The 17796-nt window shown below is 70.6% G+C and carries 15 protein-coding genes; 9 read left to right on the forward strand and 6 right to left on the reverse strand.

All coding sequences use genetic code 11. The features are described 5' to 3' along the window. Positions 1-80: 80 nt before the first annotated feature. On the reverse strand, positions 81-2828 hold the full coding sequence (locus tag ABZ904_RS42680) for a penicillin acylase family protein (RefSeq protein WP_361002920.1): 2748 nt from the start codon (positions 2826-2828) through the stop codon (positions 81-83). Between the two features lie 278 nt (positions 2829-3106). Here ABZ904_RS42680 and ABZ904_RS42685 point away from each other — a divergent pair, with 278 nt between their 5' ends. From ABZ904_RS42685 to mscL, 6 genes are all read left to right on the forward strand, one after another. Next, positions 3107-4621, forward strand: coding sequence for a potassium/proton antiporter (locus ABZ904_RS42685; protein WP_359405523.1), 1515 nt, complete (start codon positions 3107-3109; stop codon positions 4619-4621). A gap of 286 nt (positions 4622-4907) precedes the next feature. After that, entirely contained in the window at positions 4908-6179 is a 1272-nt protein-coding gene (locus ABZ904_RS42690) for an MFS transporter (RefSeq protein ID WP_361002918.1), read from the forward strand. 68 nt (positions 6180-6247) lie between these two features. After that, the gene (locus ABZ904_RS42695; RefSeq protein WP_361002915.1) at positions 6248-6520 is read left to right on the forward strand and encodes an FmdB family zinc ribbon protein; all 273 of its coding nucleotides are present in this window, start codon (positions 6248-6250) and stop codon (positions 6518-6520) included. A 78-nt stretch (positions 6521-6598) separates the two neighbouring features. Beyond that, on the forward strand, positions 6599-7432 hold the full coding sequence (locus ABZ904_RS42700; RefSeq protein ID WP_361002912.1) for an S-methyl-5'-thioadenosine phosphorylase: 834 nt from the start codon (positions 6599-6601) through the stop codon (positions 7430-7432). 654 nt (positions 7433-8086) lie between these two features. Then, positions 8087-8623 (forward strand): hypothetical protein, encoded by a 537-nt coding sequence (locus ABZ904_RS42705; protein WP_361002923.1) that lies wholly within the window; start codon positions 8087-8089, stop codon positions 8621-8623. A gap of 155 nt (positions 8624-8778) precedes the next feature. Continuing rightward, a complete protein-coding gene (gene mscL, locus ABZ904_RS42710) occupies positions 8779-9249 on the forward strand; it encodes a large conductance mechanosensitive channel protein MscL (protein ID WP_361002909.1) in 471 nt (156 codons plus the stop codon). Positions 9250-9319: 70 nt separating this feature from the next. On the opposite strand, the gene ABZ904_RS42715 is transcribed toward mscL, so the two are convergent. Then, positions 9320-9514 carry a hypothetical protein gene (locus ABZ904_RS42715; RefSeq protein WP_359405459.1) on the reverse strand — a complete coding sequence of 65 codons (195 nt, stop codon included), beginning with the start codon at positions 9512-9514 and terminating at the stop codon, positions 9320-9322. A gap of 186 nt (positions 9515-9700) precedes the next feature. On the opposite strand from ABZ904_RS42715, the gene ABZ904_RS42720 reads away from it, so the two are divergent. The 3 genes from ABZ904_RS42720 to ABZ904_RS42730 all read left to right on the forward strand — a co-directional run bounded on the left by ABZ904_RS42720 (position 9701) and on the right by ABZ904_RS42730 (position 12987). Next, a complete protein-coding gene (locus tag ABZ904_RS42720; protein WP_361002905.1) occupies positions 9701-10726 on the forward strand; it encodes a P1 family peptidase in 1026 nt (341 codons plus the stop codon). 139 nt (positions 10727-10865) lie between these two features. Next, entirely contained in the window at positions 10866-12080 is a 1215-nt protein-coding gene (locus ABZ904_RS42725; RefSeq protein WP_361002902.1) for an Ig-like domain-containing protein, read from the forward strand. A gap of 157 nt (positions 12081-12237) precedes the next feature. Beyond that, positions 12238-12987 carry a DUF6227 family protein gene (locus tag ABZ904_RS42730; protein ID WP_361002899.1) on the forward strand — a complete coding sequence of 250 codons (750 nt, stop codon included), beginning with the start codon at positions 12238-12240 and terminating at the stop codon, positions 12985-12987. Positions 12988-13073: 86 nt separating this feature from the next. On the opposite strand, the gene ABZ904_RS42735 is transcribed toward ABZ904_RS42730, so the two are convergent. The 4 genes from ABZ904_RS42735 to ABZ904_RS42750 form a co-directional block, all read right to left on the reverse strand. Next, positions 13074-13328 (reverse strand): hypothetical protein, encoded by a 255-nt coding sequence (locus ABZ904_RS42735; protein WP_359405471.1) that lies wholly within the window; start codon positions 13326-13328, stop codon positions 13074-13076. A 264-nt stretch (positions 13329-13592) separates the two neighbouring features. Next, positions 13593-15680 (reverse strand): fructose-specific PTS transporter subunit EIIC, encoded by a 2088-nt coding sequence (locus tag ABZ904_RS42740; RefSeq protein ID WP_361829525.1) that lies wholly within the window; start codon positions 15678-15680, stop codon positions 13593-13595. A gap of 268 nt (positions 15681-15948) precedes the next feature. Beyond that, a complete protein-coding gene (gene pfkB / locus ABZ904_RS42745) occupies positions 15949-16902 on the reverse strand; it encodes a 1-phosphofructokinase (protein ID WP_359405477.1) in 954 nt (317 codons plus the stop codon). Further along, positions 16899-17660, reverse strand: coding sequence for a DeoR/GlpR family DNA-binding transcription regulator (locus tag ABZ904_RS42750; protein WP_359405529.1), 762 nt, complete (start codon positions 17658-17660; stop codon positions 16899-16901). The genes pfkB and ABZ904_RS42750 overlap by 4 nt, the downstream gene beginning before the upstream one ends. Between the last annotated feature and the right edge of the window lie 136 nt (positions 17661-17796).

Consider the following 17796-nt stretch of genomic DNA (forward strand, 5'->3'; position numbering starts at 1 on the left):
GGGCGCCAGCAGCCCCCCCCCCCACGGCGCCCGGCCCCCCCCGGCGCGCGTGGAGGGCCGGTCCGCGTTCACGGAGTCCGTCAGGGCTTGAGCTCCAGCGTGTCGGCCGTGTTCTTGTCGACGTCGGCCTTCGAGAAGTGCCACGACAGCAGCTCGCCGGCGGCCCACTTGTCCGTCTGGTCGGTGTAGTGGGCGCTGAAGGCGTGCCCGGAGGCGCCGGTGAGGTTGATCCACTTGGACTTGTCCAGGTCGTCCAGGTTGACCACCATCCGCATCGACGGCACCCAGATGACGCCGTAGCCGCCCGCCGCGTTCCAGCCGGTGGCGTCCACGGCGGCCTCGCCTCCGTCGAGCTTCCAGGGACCGCGGTTGAGCATGTACTGCAGGACGCTCGGTCCCTCGCTGCCCAGGGTCTGGTTCTTCAGGAACAGGCGGTGCAGCCGGCCCCAGCTCCAGGTGTCGATGTCCTTGCCCAGCTTGGCGGTCAGCTCCCAGCGCGCGTCCGTCAGGGCGCGCTTGAACAGGGCGTCGCGCGTCGTGGTGGCCGGCTGGGTGCGCGTCTGGGGCAGCTGCCACCAGTCGCTCTTCTGGTCGTCGATGATGTTGCGCACCACCTCGAACCAGCGGTCGCCGCCGTCCGGCTGCGCCTGGTCCGCGTCGCGCTCGCCGCACTCGCGCACCTTCTGGTCGGCGTCCGCGGGCCCGGTGCTGTCGGCCGGTTCCACCCACAGGCACTGACCCTTGACCCGCAGCTCCTTGGGGAGCTTGTTGCCGAAGGCGAGCTTGAGGATGTTGCGCCAGACGGCGTTGAAGTACGCGGCTGCGGCGGAGTCGGCGTCCTGGGTCCGGTCCCAGCTCTCGAGCAGTTTCTGTGCCTCGCGGACGTTCTTGTCGGAGACGTCGATCTTGAGCAGCTTGGGCACCAGCATCTTGGCGATCTCACTGCTGTTGTCGAGCTGCATCTGCCGCATGTCGTCCGTCGAGATCTTTCCGCCGCCCTTGATCTTGGAGTCGATCAGGTCGCTGATCCGCTGGCTGCGCGCGCCGTAGTCCCAGTCCGTGGTGAGCGTGTAGGGGTACTTGGCCTTGTCGATCACGGCCTGGTTGGCGGTGACGATGTAGCCGCGCTGCGGGTTGTACTCGTAGGGCAGCGCTTGCTGCGGGATGTAGTGGCCCGTCCAGCTGTACTTGGAGCTCCAGCCGGGCGCCGGGAACCGGCCGTCGTCGCCCGGCGCGCGCACCGGGATCCTTCCGGGCAGCTGGTAGCCGATGTTGCCCTTGGTGTCGGCGTAGACCAGGTTCTGCGAGGGCACGTCGAACAAGCGGGAGGCGGCACGGAACTCGTCCCAGTTCGACGCCTTGTCGATCTGGAAGACGGCGTCCATGGAGTGGCCGGGGTCCAGGGCGGTCCATTGCAGCGCGATGCCGTAGCCGTCGCCCCGGTCGGGTGCCGCGGTCGCCACCGTCGCCTTCTTGCCGACCGTGACGAGCTCGTCGTCGCGGTCGGACAGCAGCGGGCCGTTGTTCGTCTCACGTACGACGATCTTCTTGGACGCACCTCCGGCGACCTTGATCGTCTCGGCGCGGGTGGTGAACGGCTTCACCGTGCCGTCGTAGAGGTAGCCGTCGCCGGAGAGCTTCTCCAGGTAGAGGTCGGTGACGTCGACGCCCGAGTTGGTCATCCCCCAGGCGATGTTCTGGTTGTGGCCGATTATCACGCCTGGCATGCCCGCGAAGGTGTAGCCGGTGACGTCGTACTGGCACTTGCTGGAGATCTCGGTGCAGTGCAGGCCCATCTGGTACCAGACCGACGGCAGTGAGGGCGACAGATGCGGGTCGTTGGCCAGCAGCGGCCTGCCGGTGATGGTGTGGCTGCCGGCCACGACCCAGGAGTTGGAGCCGATGCCGTTGCCGTTCACGCCGACGGCCGTCGGAACGTTGTCCAGGACCTTGGAGAGGCCCGACAGCTGGCTCTGCAGGGCCGAGGAGGCCGAGGTCGGGGTGGACGTCCCGGTCGCCGACTGCGAACCCTTCGAGCCGCTCGGCTCGAACGTCTTGGTGAGGCTGTCGTACCGGCCCTCCTGGACGATCGGCTTGTGGATGGCGTAGGGGTAGTCCGGGTAGAGGTCCTCGATCTGCTTCGGGCCGAGGCGGCTGGTCATCAGGGAGCGGTCGATCTCGTCCTGCATGTTGCCGCGCAGGTCCCAGGCCATCGCCTTGAGCCAGGAGATCGAGTCGACCGGGGTCCACTGCTCGGGCGTGTAGTCGTTGGCGAAGCCCAGAGCCGCGTACTCCAGGGAGATGTCCTTGCCGTCCTTGCCCTTCAAGTAGGCGTTGACCCCCTTGGCGTACGCCTGGAGGTACTGCTTGGTCGAGGCCGACAGCGTGGTGTCGTACTCCTTCTGCGCCACCCGCTCCCAGCCGAGGGTCCGCAGGAACTCGTCGTTCGCGACCTGGCCCTTGCCGAACATCTCGGACAGGCGCCCGGATGTCATGTGGCGGCGCACGTCCATCTCGTAGAACCGGTCCTGCGCCTGGACGTAGCCCTGCGCCATGAAGAGGTCCTCGTCGGACGAGGCGTAGATCTGCGGAATCCCGTAGCCGTCACGTTTGACGTCGACGGGGCCCGTCAGGCCTTCGAGGGTGATCGATCCCTTGGTCTGCGGGAAGGAGGCGCGGACGGTACTGACGGACCAGTACCCCCCGTAGCCGAAACCTCCCACGAGGGCCACAACCAGGACGATCAGTAGCAGACGGGCTCTGCGCCCCTTCTTCCTGCCGGACTTGCCGGGCTTCTGGCCGGAAGAGGCGGTGGTGTTGGGGGGCATCGCTGTCCTTGCTGTCCTAACACGAGCGGCAGGGCGGGCTGTGCTTTCTACTGAGCGCTGGAGCAACCATAGGCGCAGGGCCCGACGCGTCTGGACGCGGAGTCGGGAACAGGCCCGGACCGAAGTTCGATCATCCGCCCCCGATCGTCAAGAAAGCGTCAAGAGTTAGGTAAGGTAATGAAGTACCTGCACTGAAGCCCGCACCCGCACCGGGCTTCGGGTGCTCGGATGGAGGCGTTCGCACCGCGGCGCCCGGATCGGCGAGAAGGGAACAGCCGCTGACTGTCCACCACCTCAACCAACTCTTGCTCGCCTGCTCGCTCGTTCTGCTCATCGCGGTCGCAGCGGTCCGGATCTCCTCGCGCAGCGGGTTCCCCAGCCTGCTCGTCTACCTGGGCATCGGCATCGCCATGGGCCAGGACGGAATCGGCGGCATCCGCTTCAGCAACGCCGAACTCACCCAGGTCATCGGATACGCGGCCCTGGTCGTGATCCTGGCGGAGGGCGGTCTCGGCACGAAATGGAAGGACATCAGGCCGGCCCTGCCCGCGGCCACCTCGATGGCCCTCATCGGCGTCGCGGTGAGCGTCGGCGTCACGGCCGCCGGCGCCCACTACCTGACCGGTCTGGGGTGGCGGCAGTCGCTCATCATCGGGGCGGTGGTGTCGTCGACCGACGCGGCGGCGGTCTTCTCGGTGCTGCGGAGGGTCCCCCTGCCCGCGCGCGTGACGGGCGTCCTGGAGGCCGAGTCCGGATTCAACGACGCCCCGGTCGTCATCCTCGTGGTCGCCTTCTCCACGGCCGGACCCGTCCAGCACTGGTACATGCTCCTGCTGACGATCGCCGCGGAGCTGGCCGTCGGCGCCGCCATCGGCCTCGCGGTGGGCTGGCTGGGCTCCTGGGGCCTGCGGCACGTGGCGCTGCCCGCCTCCGGCCTCTACCCGATCGCCGTCATGGCCATCGCGGTCGCGGCCTACGCGGCCGGCGCGCTCGCCCACGGCAGCGGCTTCCTCGCCGTCTACCTCGCCGCGATGATCCTGGGCAACGCGAAGCTGCCGCACTGGCCCGCGACCCGCGGTTTCGCCGACGGGCTCGGCTGGATCGCCCAGATCGGCATGTTCGTCCTGCTCGGTCTGCTGGTGACCCCGCACGAGCTGGGCGACGACGTCCTGCCGGCCCTCGTCATCGGCCTGGTGCTGACCATGGTGGCGCGGCCGCTGAGCGTGGTGGCGAGCCTCGTGCCGTTCCGGATGCCGTGGCAGGAGCTGACGCTGCTGTCGTGGGCCGGGCTGCGCGGTGCGGTGCCCATCATCCTGGCGACCATCCCCATGGTGAACGGCGTCGACGCCAGCCACCGCATCTTCAACATCGTCTTCGTCCTCGTGGTCGTCTACACCCTCGTCCAGGGCCCGACCCTGCCCTGGCTGGCCCGTCAGCTGCGCCTCGGCGAGGGCCCCGGAGCCTCCGATCTGGGCATCGAGTCGGCTCCTCTGGAACGACTGCGCGGACATCTGCTGTCCGTCGCGATTCCCGAGGGTTCACGGATGCACGGCGTCGAGGTGAACGAACTGCGGCTGCCCGCGGGCTCCGCCGTCACCCTCGTCGTCCGCGAGGGGAAGTCGTTCGTACCGCTGCCGACGACGGTGCTGCGGCGCGGGGACGAACTCCTCGTGGTCGCCACCGACCAGGTCCGCGATGCGGCGGAGAAGCGCCTTCGGGCCGTCGGTCAGGGCGGCAAGCTCGCCGGATGGCTGGGCATGACCGGCGACGAGGGGCCGGGCCGCAGGCGTTAAGCGCATGCTTCCGGTACCTCACACCGCGCGGAATCCCAGGTGAAGGAGGGCATGGTGCGCGCTTTCACAGGTGTGTTCGGCCGTCACCTCTGTACACTCAAGGCGCACCCTGATCGAACCAACTCTGCCTGACGCAGAGCTGGCGCGACCGTATGGCGGCCGGGACGCTCCCCCTGCGAGCGCCGGTATCTACCGCAGTACGCGCAAGAGGACAGCTCTCGGCGTGCCCCGACGGCCAACGCGCCCAACGGGGGCCGCGCTACCAGGCGGCAGAAAGGCACGGGCCGTGGCATCCACGGTCACCTCGAAGTCGTCCCGTCCGGGCTACACCCGGCTGCTGCGCACGCGCGGCGCCTGGACGTTCCTGATCCCGGGCTTCGCGGCGCGTCAGCCGTTCGCGATGCTCACCCTCTCCATCGTGCTGCTGGTGCGGCACACGACCGGCTCGTACGGCGCCGCGGGCGCCGTCGCGGCGGTCACCGGTGTCTCCATGGCACTGTGCGCGCCCTACAGCGGCCGGCTCGCCGACCGCCACGGTCAGCGCGCGGTACTGCTCCCCGGCGTCCTGGCGCACACCCTGGCCGCTGCCTCCCTGACGGCGCTCGCGCTGGTGCACGCACCCTTGTGGGTCCTGTTCGCGGCGGCCGTCCCCACCGGGGCCTCTGTACCGCAGATCGGTCCCATGGTGCGCGCCCGGTGGGGCGTGAAGCTCCAGGACTCGCCCCTGATGGCGACGGCGGCGGCCTTCGAGTCCGTCACCGACGAGCTGACCTTCGTGGTCGGGCCGCTGCTGGCGACGGCCCTGTGCACCACCGTGGCACCGGCCGCGGGCCTGCTCACCGAGGCCGCGCTGACCCTGGTCGGCGGTGTGCTGTTCGCCGCCCAGAAGGGCACGCAACCGCCCGTCGCCGCCGTGCGGCACGCGCGCGTGGAGCACACTTCCGCCCTGCGGGTCCCCGGTGTGCGAGTGCTGATCGTGACGTTCCTGGGCATCGGCACCGTCTTCGGAGGCATGCAGGTCTCGCTCGCCGCGTTCACGCAGTCGATCGGCGAGCCCGGCCTGAACGGCGCCCTGTACGGAATCTTCGCCGCCGGCAACATGCTCTCCGGAATCGTGTGCGGCGCCGTCGCCTGGAAGGCCACCCCACAGCGCCGCCTGGTCATCGGCTACGCGGCCCTCGCACTGACAGCCTCGGGTCTGTGGACCGCGCACTCCGTGGTCGTCCTGGCCGGCCTCGGTCTTCTGGTGGGCATGTGCATCGCACCGGCCCTGATCACCGGCTACACGCTGGTCGAGGGCCTGGTCCCGGCCGGCGCCCGCACCGAGGCCTTCACCTGGCTGACCGGCGCCGTCGCGCTCGGCCAGGCGGCAGCGGTCACGGTTGCCGGACAATTGGAGGACCGCCTGTGGGGCGGCGCCGGATTCCTGGTCCCGATGGCCGGGACGGTGCTGGCACTCGCGACCCTCGTGACCCTGCGGTCACGGCTGGCGACACACCCGGCCGGCCGCACCGTGGCACGTGGCGTCGGTCACCGCGTGCCGCTCACGGTGGACTGATCCCAAGGAATACGACACTATTGATGGTCGTTAGCACTCATTGAGTGAGAGTGCCAGGAGGAAGACTAGTGCCGACCTACCAGTACCAGTGCACCGAGTGCGGCGAGGGCCTCGAGGCGGTGCAGAAGTTCACCGACGACGCACTGACGGAGTGCCCCAACTGCGGTGGCCGCCTGAAGAAGGTGTTCTCCGCGGTCGGCATCGTCTTCAAGGGCTCCGGCTTCTACCGCAACGACAGCCGCGGCTCGTCCTCGAGCAGCAGCCCGGCGACGTCCAAGCCGTCGAGCTCCTCGTCGGACTCCGGCTCGTCGTCGACGAGCAGCACCTCCTCCGCCGCGTAAGGCTCTGCCGACCGGACCCCGCCGTCTCATGGGACAGCGGGGTCTTGGTGCTGTCCGGGGCCAGCTACTGTGCTCGCCATGGAGAACGCAGAGATAGGCGTCATCGGCGGTTCCGGCTTCTACTCCTTCCTCGACGATGTGACCGAGGTCCGGGTCGACACCCCGTACGGGGCGCCCAGCGACTCTTTGTTCTTGGGGGAAATCGCCGGCCGGCGCGTCGCCTTCCTCCCCCGCCACGGCCGCGGACACCATCTGCCGCCCCACCGAATCAACTACCGCGCCAACCTGTGGGCGCTGCGCGCCGTCGGCGTACGGCAGGTCCTCGGGCCCTGCGCGGTGGGCGGGCTGCGCCCCGAGTACGGTCCCGGGACGCTCCTCGTACCGGACCAGCTGGTGGACCGCACCAAGGCCCGGACCCAGACCTACTTCGACGGGCTGCCGCTGCCGGACGGCGCCGTGCCGAACGTGGTGCACGTGTCCCTGGCCGACCCCTACTGCCCCACCGGCCGCGTCGCGGCGCTCCAGACGGCGCGCGGGCGCAACTGGGAGGCGGTGGACGGCGGCACGCTGGTCGTGGTCGAGGGCCCGCGGTTCTCCACTCGCGCCGAATCGTTGTGGCACCAGGCGCAGGGCTGGTCCGTGGTGGGCATGACCGGCCATCCCGAGGCTGTGCTCGCCCGTGAACTTGAGCTCTGCTACACGTCGTTGACCCTGGTCACGGACCTCGACGCGGGAGCGGAGACCGGTGAGGGCGTCTCGCACGACGAGGTGTTGAAGGTGTTCGCCGCGAACGTGGACCGGCTGCGGGGCGTGCTGTTCGACACGGTGGCGGGTCTGCCGGCGAACGAGAAGCGGGACTGCCTGTGCCGGACGGCGCTGGGCGGGATGGATCCGGGGTTCGAGCTGCCCTGATCGATGGCGCGGACGCCGGCTGGGCCGGTACGGGGGTCGGTGGGGGCGCGGGCGTCGGCGTGGCGACGGGAGTGGGTGTGGGTGGGGGCGTCGGCGTCGGCGTCGGGATGGGGGGTAGGCGACTGTCCCGGCCTTGGGATGGGCGTGGGCGTGGGCCTCGGTGCCGGTGTGGGCACGGGTCTCTGCGTCGGGAAGTGCCTGGGCGCAGGTCTCGGCCCCGGCGGGCGGAACTTCCCGTTCGGGTGGGCGAGTTGTCCACAACCGTCCGGTAGTCCACGGTCGTCAGCGGACTCCGGCGCGAAGCCTCATCGTGGATCGCGTTCCGATCTCGCGATGCAGGTGGTGATCAGCATGACCCGTTTCTCGGCCTACGCCCCGTCCTCTCCTACGTCGGCTTCTTCCCCTCCGACCTGGGCTTCCTCTCCTTCCGCACGCCTCGCACCCCCGGCCCACGCTGTGATGCGTACGCACAGGCGGGCCTCCTGGGCGGCGTCACCGCGAGGGGATGCCTACGTGCACCGGCCTCACGAGCCCGTCGTCGCGGACCGACCACCTGGGGACGCCTTCTCGTACCCACCGCACGGGGAGACCTCCGCGTGGCCCATCCACCGGCAGGACTCAGCCCAGGCATGCGCCTTCCGGCCGGATCTGGACGTGCTCGCCGACCCACCGGACGCCGACGTCCCGGTCCGCGCGGACACCCCTCCCACGTGCTCAGTGCCGCATTTCGCTCCCGTACGGGTGCGCGGCGGCCGCCATCAACTGCGGCGTCTGGTGCGGCACCGAAGGCGGGCCGTGGCCATGGGCCTGGCGGTCACGGCGGCCGCGCTCGTGGCGACCGGGCCGGGCGGCTCCGAGGGTGCCCGGGGACATCCGGACGCCGCTCGGCGCCCGACTGCGGCGGTCGGCCCCGGACGGGAACGGCGCGCGGTCGAGATGGTGACGGCGCCGGTACGGATCGCGGACGGGGCCACGGTCCGAATGCTGCGTCCCGGCGCCCGGGTCGACGTGATCGCGGCCGACGGGGGCGGCGGCGCGAAGGTCGTCGCGGCCGGGGCCCGTGTGACCCGGGTCCCGGACGTCGACCCGACCGAGAACGGCGCGCTGGTCGTGCTCTCCCTGCCGCGCACCACGGCGGCGCGCCTGGCCGGCGCCGGAGCGACCTCACGGCTGGCGGTGACGCTGTGCTGAGCGGGCGGGCGGGCGGGCGGGCGGGCGGGCGAAGCTTACCGACCGGTCACGAAGTGCCCTTCCTCATGGCATGGGCTGGACAAGCCCGGGAAGCCCTGACGTAGGTTGCGGACCGGTTCGCTCCGCAGCATGCGCGATCAAGAAAGGGCCCACTGGTGGTCGAGAAGAAGGAGCCGAGCATCTGGCAGGGCTTCAGAGCCTTCCTGATGCGAGGAAACGTCGTCGATCTGGCGATCGCGGTGGTCATCGGTGCCGCCTTCACCAACATCGTCAACTCGGTGGTGAAGGGGGTCATCAGCCCGGTGGTGGGCGCGCTCGGCACCAAGAGCCTGGACAGCTACAGCTCCTGCCTCAAAGCGCCGTGCACGGGCACCGGCGACACCGAGACAGGCGTGCGCATTTTCTGGGGCTCGGTCCTCGGCGCCACGCTGAACTTCGTGATCACGGCAGCGGTCGTCTACTTCCTGATGGTCCTGCCCATGGCCAAGTTCCTGGCCCGCCAGGAGACTCGCCGCAGGGCGAAGGAAGGCACGCACGAGGTGGTGGAGCTGACCGAGCTGGAGGTGCTCAAGGAGATCCGCGACGCCATAGTCGCCGAGCGCGGCTCCGGCCGGAGCCAGTCCTAGCCGTCCGACGGCCCGGCGGCGCCCCAAAGGATCCGTTCACAGGCGCGCGCCCCGCGAGGGGGAGCGTCCGTCACAGGTGGTGGGGCGGCTTCTCGTCGAGGAAGCGCGCCAGGTCGGCGGCGCTGTCGCCGCTCGACGCGGGCTTCTCGCCCCACCCCCGGTCCGTGTCGTCCGAGGACTGCTGGTTCAGCGGGTCGTCGAAGACGAGGGCGTCCTTGGGCTCGGACTGGGAATCCCGCTGCTCGCGGGAGGGGGTGGTGCTCATACCACCAGCGTACGTCCACGGCGGCGCCCCACGGGGCGTCGCCCAGATCCGCGGCTCCCCGCTGGCCCCGGCCCCCCCCGGCACCGCTCCTCCCTGCCACCGACGACCACGGTGGCCAGGACGGGCCACCGCCGGGATCGGCGCACGGGAGGTTCTGAGTGGCAGAGGACGAAGGATCATGGGCACATGACAGTTGACGCTCTGACAGATGTCATGGGTCTGCGCGTGGGGCACGCGACACGCATCGGCGACGGCCGGCTCACCGGGGCCACGGTCGTCCTCGCCCCGGAGGGCGGCGCGGTCGCGGCGGTGGACGTGCGCGGCGGCGGTCCCGGCACGAAGGAGACCGACGCGCTCGATCCACGCAACCTCGTGCAGAAGGTCGATGCCGTCGTCCTCACGGGAGGCAGCGCGTACGGGCTCGACTCGGCGTCGGGTGTGATGGCGTGGTTGGAGGAGCGCGGTCGCGGGGTGCGGGTCGGCCCCGAGGCGACGCACGTCGTGCCGGTCGTACCGGCCGCCTGCATCTTCGACCTGGGCCGCGGCGGCGACTTCAAGGCCCGGCCGGACGCGGCGGTCGGCCGGGCGGCGGTGGAAGCGGCAGCCGCCGGCGAGCCGGGGGCGCCTGTTGCGGAAGGCTGCGTGGGCGCGGGCACGGGGGCGACGATCGGGCAGGTCAAGGGTGGAGTCGGCACCGCGAGCGTCCTGCTGGACTCAGGGATCACGGTGGGCGCTCTGGTGGTGTGCAACGCGGTGGGCTCGGTGATCGACCCGGAATCGGGGGCTCTGTACGGGGAGTTGCTCCAGGGCCACTTCGACCACCCGTCGCCGGACGTGCACGAGGCCGCAGGGCGGCGCCTCGCCGAGCTCGCCGCCGAAATGCCGCGCTCGCTGATGAACACGACCCTCGCGGTCGTGGCGACCGATGCCGAGCTCACCAAGGCGCAGGCGCAGAAGCTCGCAGGCGTCGCCCACGACGGGATCGCGCGTGCCGTACGTCCGGCGCACTTGCTCAACGACGGGGACACGGTCTTCGCGCTGGCGACCGGCACGCATCGGCCGGCGTCCGCGAGCCCCCTCGCGCTCAACGAAGTACTCGCGGCGGGCGCGGACCTGGTGACGCGGGCGATCGTACGGGCGGTGCGCGCCGCGGAGTCGGTGGCCGGGCCGGGCGGGACATGGCCGTCGTACGAAGAGTTGTACGGCCGTTAGACACCGGCGCGGGACGATTGTCCCGGTTCTGTCACGTGATGGTGTTCAACGCGGTGGAAGGGAACCCTTTGCCGCAGTGTCAGCTCTCTCTCCACGTACTCGAGCGGACCACCCACATGACAACGACCTGGAGAAGCTTGTGACAACGCCGGACAGGCGAGCGCGGCGCGCACTGGGGGCCTGTGCCGCTTTGATGGTCGGCGCCCTGACCCTGACGGCCTGCGGTGGCAGTGCCAATGCCGACAACAACAAAAACGGACAGGACTCCGCCAAGACCTCGGCCGCCAAGATCGCCATCTCCGCGAAGGACGGTTCGACCGACGCGTCCATCAACGCGACCGGGGTGCGGGTCAGTGACGGCAAGCTGACCGAGGTGAAGATGACCGTGGCGGGGACGGGCACGGCCGTTCCCGGCAAGGTGTCCGCGGACGGGACGTCCTGGAAGCCCGCGCAGCAGCTGGAACGCGGGACCAAGTACGAGATCTCGGCCACCGCCAAGGACGCGGACAACCGTGTGGCGGCCGCCAACTCCATCTTCACCACGGTCTCGTCGGCGAACAGCTTCATCGGGACGTACACGCCCGACAACGGGACGACGGTCGGCGTCGGAATGCCGGTGTCCTTCACCTTCGACAAGGCGATCACCGCCAAGAAGGCCGTCCAGTCCCACATCACCGTGACCTCCAGCAGCGGGCAGCAGGTCGTCGGGCACTGGTTCGGGTCGCAGCGGCTGGACTTCCGCCCCCAGGACTACTGGAAGGCCGGCTCCAAGGTCCTGATGAAGATCGACCTGGACCGGGTCGAGGGCGCGAACGGCGTCTACGGCGTGCAGAAGAAGACCGTGTCCTTCACCATCGGGCGCTCACAGGTCTCCACGGTCGACGTCAACACGCAGACCATGACGGTGGTGCGGGACGGCAGGACGCTGAAGACGGTCCCGATCTCGTCGGGCAGCCCGCAGCACACCACGTACAACGGGCAGATGGTGATCTCCGAGAAGTTCGTGCAGACCCGTATGAACAGCCAGACGGTGGGTCTCGGCGGCGAGTACGACATCCCGGACGTGCCGCACGCGATGCGGCTGACCGGCAGCGGGACGTTCATCCACGGCAACTACTGGTACAACAAGGCCAACCCGCCCTTCGGTCGTGAGGGCACCAGCCACGGCTGTGTCGGACTCGCGGACGTGCAGGGGGCCCAGGGGGACACCTCCGCCAAGTGGTTCTACGACAACTCGCTGATCGGGGACGTGGTGATCGTCCAGCACTCCCCCGACACAACGGTCGCTCCGGACAACGGCCTCAACGGCTGGAACATGCCGTGGAGCGCCTGGACCGCGGGAAGTACCGTCTGACTCCGGTCATATGACGAACACTCGGGCCGCGCGGGAACTTTCCCCGCGGCCCGAGTGTTTTCCCACCGTACGTTTTCTCGGTTCCCGGACATGATGTCCGATCGAGGGGCTACGGTATGCACCCACAAGGTGACATGCAGCAACGCCGGGAGAGACCTTGAGCGTTCCGTACGAGACGGCAGCGTACGAGTCAGCCCAGTCGCCCGAGTCTCCTGAGGAGCACCTCGAGCGGCTCCTCGGTCGTGCCCTGAACTCCTTCGAGCTGCCGGACGAGACGATAGGAACGCTCGACTGCGCGCTGGCGTACGACAGTTCGCTGCACTCGGCGCACCACAGCGCGGGACTGCACAGGGAGACGTACCGGCACACCTGGCTGCTCGCGGACGGCTCGGCGGTCACCCTGTGGGAACTGGTCCACAACACGGGCGCGAACGGTCACCTGGAGCACGAGCTGTACGCGGACGAGGAGGAGCTGCGCGCCGCCACGGCCCGGCTCCCGCTGCCGCCGGACGCGCCCGACTTCGAGCTGCCCGTCGTGGTGCAGATGTCGCCCGTCCCCGAGCCAGGACACGCCTATGTGCCCGACGACTCGGCTGACCACGCACGCCGGCTGCTGCGCCGTGCGGAGAACCCGGACCGGCCGGACGCGGAGCTGGCGACCTTACTGTTGGGCTCGGCGTTCGCGCACGAGATCACGCAGGCCTTCGGGCGCCCCAACCGGGCCGGGCAGGCGGGACTGTGCTTCTCGCTCTACGAGCACGCCTTCCTGCTGCGGGACGGCCGGGAGCTGTCCCTGTGGGAGGTCGAGCACACGGCGACGCCGGACGGCCGGCACATGTGCGAGGTGTACGCCTCCGAAGATGCGGCGCGCGAAGCGATGGAACGACGCGCGGCGGCGCTGGGCTGACACCGCACGATCCCTCGGCACCCGTTCCAGTTCCAGGAACGCCCTCGTCGTAACCCGCTTCAGGGGCGGCCTCGCCGCAACCCGTTCTAGGAGCGGCCCTCGTCGAACTGCCGCATGAGGCCCGCGAAGGCGTCGCGTTCGGCCGGGGTGAGTTCCACGGATTCCAGGGCCGGGCTCGTCTGCTGGGGCGGGAGGGCGCGGAGCGCGGTGCGGTGGCGCCGGACCGATTCCTCCAGGCGGCGCTGATGCACGACGCGACCCACACAGACGATCCAGACGGCGGTGGCCAGGGCGAGGAGGGGCACACCCAACAGCTGGAAGGTCGACACGTGCGCAGGCATGCCCCCAAGTAGACACCACGATCCGGGCTTTTGACCCTGGATCGTGATGCATATCGCAGATACGACGAGCGGTACGAAGGGGTCAGATCTGCCCAAGCAGCCACGGTCCGGCCCGGCCTCGCGCCCATGACGCTCGTCACAAGGCCCGCAGCATGTCCCTGCGCGCCGTCAGAAACGCGTGGCCCGGTCTGCCGCAGCCTCCAACGCACTTCGGCCGCAGCCCCGTCGCGGGGCTGCGGCCGGCATGTGAGGGGCGGTTGCTCGTCAGGCGGCGATCGGCTGCTTGGAGTCGCCGCGGGCGGCTATCGCCCCTCCGGCGGCCTCCTTCGCGGCGCCCTCCGGGCTCTGCTTGCGCATGCCCTTCAGGACCACCACCAGGACCGTGGTCACACCTACGCCGGCGGCGATGGCCACGAGGTAGAGCAGGGGGTTGCCGATCAGCGGGACCACGAAGATGCCGCCGTGCGGGGCACGCAGGGTGGCGCCGAAGACCATCGACAGGGCGCCGGTGACCGCACCGCCGATCATCGACGAGGGGATCACGCGCAGCGGGTCGGCCGCCGCGAACGGGATCGCCCCCTCGGAGATGAAGGAGGCGCCGAGCACCCAGGCCGCCTTGCCGTTCTCACGCTCGGTCTGCGTGAAGAGCTTGCCGCGCACCGTCGTGGCCAGTGCCATCGCGAGCGGCGGGACCATGCCCGCGGCCATCACCGCGGCCATGATCTTCATCGCCGAGTCGCTCGGGTTGGAAACCGCGATGCCGGCCGTGGCGAAGGTGTAGGCGACCTTGTTGACCGGTCCGCCCAGGTCGAAGCACATCATCAGGCCGAGCAGCGCGCCGAGCAGGACGGCGTTGGCGCCGGAGAGGCCGTTGAGCCAGTCGGTCATGCCCTTCTGGGCGGAGGCGATGGGCTTGCCGATCACGACGAACATCAGGAACCCGACGATCGCCGACGAGACCAGCGGGATCACCACCACCGGCATGATGCCGCGCAGCGTCGCCGGGATGTGGATCTTCTGGATCGCCATCACCACACCACCGGCGATCAGACCGGCCGCGAGACCGCCGAGGAAGCCGGCGTTGATGGTGAGGGCGATCGCGCCGCCGACGAAACCGGGGACGAGACCGGGCCGGTCCGCCATGCCGTAGGCGATGTAGCCGGCGAGGACCGGGACGAGGAAGCCGAAGGCCACACCGCCGATCTGGAACAGCAGGGCGCCCCAGCTGTCCGTCTGGGTCCACACGAAGTGGTCCATGACCGACGGCGCCTTGTTGACCTGCCAGCCGCCGATCGCGAAGCCGAGGGCGATGAGCAGACCGCCCGCGGCGACGAACGGAACCATGTAGCTCACGCCGGACATCAGCCACTTGCGCAGCTTGGTGCCGTAGCCCTCGCCGGAGTCACCGGCGCGCTCGACGGGCGTTCCGCCAGGGGCCGCCGCGGTGACCACACCGCGTGCCGCCTTGTCGCGCACCTCGGAGATCAGCTCGGCCGGGCGGTTGATACCGGCCTTCACACCGACGTCGACGGTCGGCTTCCCGGCGAAGCGGTCCTTGTCCCGCACGGGCACGTCGTGGGCGAAGATCACGCCGTCCGCAGCAGCGATCACGGCGGGGTCGAGCCGGGTGAAGCCGGCCGAGCCCTGGGTCTCGACGACCACCTCGATGCCGGCCTCACGGCCCGCGTTCTCCAGCGACTCGGCGGCCATGTACGTGTGGGCGATGCCGGTCGGGCAGGAGGTGACGGCGACGACACGGAACGGGCGCTCGGCGGAGCTGCCGGTGTCGCCGGCCGGGGCGGACGTGTCCGCGGACGCCGCCTTCGCCGGGGCCGCGCCGTCCGCGGTGGCGCCGGAGGAGGCCGCCTCGGTCGACGCCACCACGGAGTCTTCGGAGCCGGCGGCCGGGGCCTCGTCCCCGCGGATGAGCGCGGCCGCGTGCGCCGCGTCGTCCACGGCCCGCAGCGCGGAGGTGAACTCGGCGTTCATCAGCTGGCGGGCGAGCGACGACAGGATCGTGAGGTGAGCGTCGTCCGCGCCCGCCGGGGCGGCGATCAGGAAGATCAGATCGGCCGGACCGTCGGCGGCGCCGAAGTCGATGCCCCGCGCGCTGCGCCCGAAGGCCAGCGTCGGCTCGGTGACGTGCTCGCTGCGGCAGTGCGGGATGCCGATGCCGCCGTCGAGGCCGGTCGGCATCTGGGCCTCCCGTGCCGCGACGTCGGCGAGGAAGCCGTCCAGGTCGGTCACCCGGCCTTGGGCCACCATCCGCTCGGCGAGGGCGCGTGCCGCCGCCTCCTTGGTGTCGGCGGACAGGTCGAGATCGACCAGGTCCGCGTTGATCATCTCGCTCATCGCGGGCTCCTTCGCACGCGTATCGCCCGGGGCTCTCGGTGGGCGCGGGTGGGGACGGGGATGCAGGGTGGTGCAGGGACGGAAGCGGCGGCGGGGCCGGGAAGACCCCGCCTTCCCGTGGCCGTGGCGGGGCCGGGGAGACCCCGCCCTTCCGTGGCCGCGGCGAGGCCGGGGAGACTCCGCCACGTCAACGTCGGTTCGAGGCGTGTGGCGCACGTGTCGACGACACGGACCGGCCACGCGGTGATGACATGGGCTACGCGCGCGGTCATGACACGGGCTCCGTCAGGACACGGTCCACGGGTACCGCCGAGGTGACCGTCACGGCGGAGGGGTCCAGATCGGCCGGGGTCGGCATCACGCTGCCGGGCAGCTGCACCGCCGCGGCTCCGTGGGCCACGGCCGAGGCCAGGGCCTCCGGGCCGGCGCCGCCCGCGATCAGGAAACCGGCGAGGGAGGAGTCGCCGGCGCCGACATTGCTGCGCACGACGTCGACGCGTGCGCTGCCGAACCAGGCGCCCTCGTCGGACACCAGCAATTGGCCGTCCGCGCCGAGGCTCGCGAGTACGGCGCCCGCACCCATCCCGCGCAGTTCCTCGGCCGCCTTGACCGCGTCGCCCACCGTGGCGAGGGGGCGTCCGACGGCCTGCGCGAGCTCCTCGGCGTTCGGCTTCACCACGTCCGGGCGTTCACGCAAGGCCTCCAGCAGCGCGGGCCCGGAGGTGTCCAGCGCGATCCGGGCACCGGCGGCGTGGGCTCGGGCGACCAGATCCGCGTACCAGGACGGCGCAAGGCCGCGCGGGAGGCTGCCGCAGCAGGTGATCCAGGTGATCCGGGCCGCGCGGTACTGCTCGCGGACCGTCTCCAGGAGGAGTTCCGCCTCGGCCGTCGACAGCTCGGGGCCAGGCGCGTTGATCTTGGTGAGGGTGCCGTCGGGCTCGGCGACGGAGATGTTGGAACGGGTGGCTCCGGCGACCGGGACCGGTGCGACCTCGATGCCCTGCGCGTGCAGCAGTTCGGCGACGAGGGCGCCCGGCGCGCCGCCCAGGGGCAGCACGGCGACCGTGCGCCGCCCGGCGGCGGCGACCGCACGCGAGACGTTCACGCCCTTGCCGCCCGGGTCCACGCGTTCGCCGGTGGCCCGGATGACCTCGCCGCGGTCGAGGGAGGGGACCTCGTAGGTGCGGTCGAGGGACGGGTTCGGGGTGACGGTGAGAATCATGCGCGCACTACTTCCGTGCCGCCGCGCTCGATCGCGGTGGCGTCCTCGGGGCTCAGACCGCTGTCGGTGATCAGCAGGTCCACATCGCCGAGACCCCCGAAACGGGCGAAGTGCTCCTGGCCGTGCTTGGAGGAGTCGGCGAGCAGCACCACGCGGCGCGCGGCGTGGATCGCGGCGCGCTTGACGGCGGCCTCGGCGAGGTCGGGCGTGGTCAGTCCATGGTCGGCGGAGAAGCCGTTGGCGGCGATGAACACCACGTCGGCGCGGATCTCGCCGTACGCGCGCAGCGCCCAGGCGTCCACCGCGGCGCGCGTACGGTGGCGTACGCGCCCCCCGACCAGATGGAGCTGGATACCGGGGTGGTCCGCGAGACGGGCCGCGGTGGGCAGGCTGTGGGTGACGACGGTGAGCGCGGCGTCCAGGGGAATGGCCCCGGCCAGCCGGGCCACGGTCGAGCCGGCGTCGAGGATCATCGTGCCCTCGCTCGGCAGCTCCGTGACGGCAGCCCTCACGATCCGGTCCTTCTCGTCGGCCGCGGTGGACTCCCGCTCGGCGAGGTCCGGCTCGAAGTCCAGACGTCCTGCGGGGATCGCCCCGCCGTGCACCCGGCGCAGAAGGCCGGCCCGGTCGAGGGCCTTGAGGTCCCGGCGGATCGTCTCGGCCGTGACCTGGAACTCCTCGGCCAGCGACACCACGTCCACCCGCCCGCCGTCACGGGCGAGCCGGAGGATCTCCTGCTGCCGCTCCGGTGCGTACATGTCCGTTCGCCTCCAACTCATGCCCGAACGTGTGGTTTCCTCGGGAGGCTACGTCTGGATTTCCGAAAAGTAAACAGGACCGGGCCCCAGAACGGACACAAACGGGCGTCGATACCCCGGGCGACGTCAGCACGCA

This window comes from Streptomyces sp. NPDC046900 (assembly GCF_040644975.1).
In the GTDB taxonomy this organism is placed as follows: Bacteria; Actinomycetota; Actinomycetes; order Streptomycetales; family Streptomycetaceae; genus Streptomyces.

What these genes read in the sequence shown, in the direction of transcription:
- pfkB (WP_359405477.1), bottom strand. Translation starts at nt 16,902, where the DNA reads ATGATTCTCACCGTCACCCCGAACCCGTCCCTCGACCGCACCTACGAG.
- ABZ904_RS42680 (WP_361002920.1), bottom strand. Translation starts at nt 2,828, where the DNA reads ATGCCCCCCAACACCACCGCCTCTTCCGGCCAGAAGCCCGGCAAGTCC.
- ABZ904_RS42700 (WP_361002912.1), top strand. Translation starts at nt 6,599, where the DNA reads ATGGAGAACGCAGAGATAGGCGTCATCGGCGGTTCCGGCTTCTACTCC.
- ABZ904_RS42740 (WP_361829525.1), bottom strand. Translation starts at nt 15,680, where the DNA reads ATGAGCGAGATGATCAACGCGGACCTGGTCGATCTCGACCTGTCCGCC.
- ABZ904_RS42715 (WP_359405459.1), bottom strand. Translation starts at nt 9,514, where the DNA reads ATGAGCACCACCCCCTCCCGCGAGCAGCGGGATTCCCAGTCCGAGCCC.
- ABZ904_RS42735 (WP_359405471.1), bottom strand. Translation starts at nt 13,328, where the DNA reads ATGCCTGCGCACGTGTCGACCTTCCAGCTGTTGGGTGTGCCCCTCCTC.
- ABZ904_RS42720 (WP_361002905.1), top strand. Translation starts at nt 9,701, where the DNA reads ATGACAGTTGACGCTCTGACAGATGTCATGGGTCTGCGCGTGGGGCAC.
- ABZ904_RS42750 (WP_359405529.1), bottom strand. Translation starts at nt 17,660, where the DNA reads ATGTACGCACCGGAGCGGCAGCAGGAGATCCTCCGGCTCGCCCGTGAC.